The organism is Bacillus sp. LR_5 (assembly GCF_042709275.1).
In genome coordinates, this window is the sequence record NZ_JAVAXX010000536.1 from 1 (window position 1) to 1993 (window position 1993).

General features: G+C 37.3%; 3 protein-coding genes and 1 pseudogene. All 4 read right to left on the reverse strand.

Annotated elements, in window-relative coordinates:
- Positions 1–76 precede the first annotated feature (76 nt).
- A complete protein-coding gene (locus RAC86_RS38160) occupies positions 77–535 on the reverse strand; it encodes a hypothetical protein (protein WP_077670766.1) in 459 nt (152 codons plus the stop codon).
- 231 nt (positions 536–766) lie between these two features.
- Positions 767–1309 (reverse strand): tyrosine-type recombinase/integrase, encoded by a 543-nt coding sequence (locus tag RAC86_RS38165; RefSeq protein ID WP_377886903.1) that lies wholly within the window; start codon positions 1307–1309, stop codon positions 767–769.
- On the reverse strand, positions 1309–1758 hold the full coding sequence (locus RAC86_RS38170; protein WP_377886904.1) for an ArpU family phage packaging/lysis transcriptional regulator: 450 nt from the start codon (positions 1756–1758) through the stop codon (positions 1309–1311). The genes RAC86_RS38165 and RAC86_RS38170 overlap by 1 nt, the downstream gene beginning before the upstream one ends.
- A 70-nt stretch (positions 1759–1828) precedes the next feature.
- Positions 1829–1903 (reverse strand): annotated as a pseudogene (locus RAC86_RS38175) (hypothetical protein); the annotation flags it as partial.
- Positions 1904–1993: the final 90 nt, after the last annotated feature.

Genomic DNA, 1993 nt, shown 5'->3' on the forward strand with positions numbered 1-1993 from the left:
TTTAATTATGACTTATTACCATAATACCTTATTTAAAACAAAATGGTGTGCCGTTATCCTGCCAAGTTTGTGCCAATTATTTTTTTGAACTTTGGATCTCTGCCTCTATTCTCTTAATATCATTATTAACAGTGGTAAGATGCTCATTTTGTAAAGTTAATAGGTAATCAAAGCCTTTGATTGCATTCTCAAACTGGCCATAATCAATAATGTCCCACCATAAAGCTGGTCTCATAACAGACTCATCTACCTCTTGAGCAAAAAGCCCCTCTTTCCTGGCGTGATAAAAGATCACTTCTTGTGTATCTTTTTTATAGCCTAAAATAGGCCCCATAGAATTATGAAACTCCAGAACTGGATGAGCAAAATTTAAATGTTGTTCTATATACCAATTTATAACCTCTTTATGTTCTTCAAGTTTTTTTTCTAATATCTTTATTTGCTCTCTTTTTAACTCATTTAATTTTTCAATCTTTGAATCTATTTCTTTTCTAGTTTCAGACAAAACTTCAATAATACCCTTTACATTTTCCATAATTATCACTCCTTTTCCTTAGTTAATTATACCTCATTATCACGATTTATCCACATTATCCACGAATTACCCATATGTTTTATACTGTGCAACTCGTCGAACTGAGCCAACCCCTTGTCCTCTCTGTTCTTAACCAATATTCCTAAAATGAATTCCACACCTGTTATTTTTGAGGAATTGACGAAAAATGCAAAGAAATAGGCCCATCCTTATTGTTTTGGATGAGCCTGGTTATATTTTAAATTTCTTCATAGCGTTGTTCATGGCGTCTTGGTTGATTCCGATGTATCGCAAGGTTGTCCGTTGGTCTGAGTGATTAAATATCTCCTGCAGCATGGCAACGTCCTTCGTTTGTTTGTAAAAGTGATAGCCGAATGTTTTCCTCAATGTATGCGTGCCAATGTCATCTAAACCAACATATTCAGCAGCAGCCTTGAGAATCTTGTATGCCATCGACCGGGAAATCGATTTGTTGATTCCTTCACGGCTTTTAAAGAGAAATTCATGATCTTCTTTCCCTTCGACATAAGCCTTAAATTCTCTTTGAAGAGCTGGCGTCATATCGATTCTCTTTTTCTTTTTCGTTTTCTTTTCTATGAGATTGAAATAAGGGCGTTTCGCGTCTCTTACCCTCAGCTGCAGAATATCTGATATGCGGAGCCCTGAATTGATACCGGTAACAAATAGCATGTAATTCCTCATGTTTTGTTCTTTTAAAAATCTCTTGATGTAGAAGATACATTCCGGATCCCGTATAGGCTGAACAAAATTCATTAAGAAGCTGCCCCTTTCTTGTAGACTTCTTCTCTTAAAGCAAACGCCAGCCTATAGAGAGCTTTTGCCTTTACACGATAATAGCTGCGCTGACTCAAGCCCATTTCTTCATATACCTCATAATCATACACTTCTTCAGATTGCATATAGAGCATTACAATGATCTGCCGTTCTCTTTGAGAAAGCCGGTTAACAGCCCTTTGAATCCTTTTTAAGAATTTGTCACGCTGAATCTCCCAATCAAGACGCTTTAATGCTGCCTCTTCTGTTGAGGAATGAAACTCATTCGTGATACTTGGCGGAACAATGCTGTAAGTAGGTGTAACTTTTGGCAAGAAATCATCTGGTACCTGTAAGAGATATAACCGGTATTGATCCAGCAGCTTCTCTGCTTTTAATTTAGTCTCTTCTTCGTCAATCTGAGGAATGTTTAATGTTAATTGATTCATATTTTTACCCTCCCGTTTATTTACGACTTAAAGCCCCGCCTTTGCCTCTTTTCAATGTTTGCCTATATTAACCCATCATTTGCCGCCAAAACCGTTCAGAACGCTCCTGCGCGTTTTTATTAGGCTTTTTCTTCCTCTTCTTCATGCCATCCCTCCGTTCAAATAAAAAACGAACACCAACCAAAGCACAGATTTCTCTGTACAATGATTAGTGTCCGAAGGCGTCTCCATCTTG

Bases quoted from the DNA above. Each gene is read 5' to 3' on its own strand.
- RAC86_RS38160 (WP_077670766.1), bottom strand. From the start codon at position 535: ATGGAAAATGTAAAGGGTATTATTGAAGTTTTGTCTGAAACTAGAAAA.
- RAC86_RS38165 (WP_377886903.1), bottom strand. From the start codon at position 1,309: ATGAATTTTGTTCAGCCTATACGGGATCCGGAATGTATCTTCTACATC.
- RAC86_RS38170 (WP_377886904.1), bottom strand. From the start codon at position 1,758: ATGAATCAATTAACATTAAACATTCCTCAGATTGACGAAGAAGAGACT.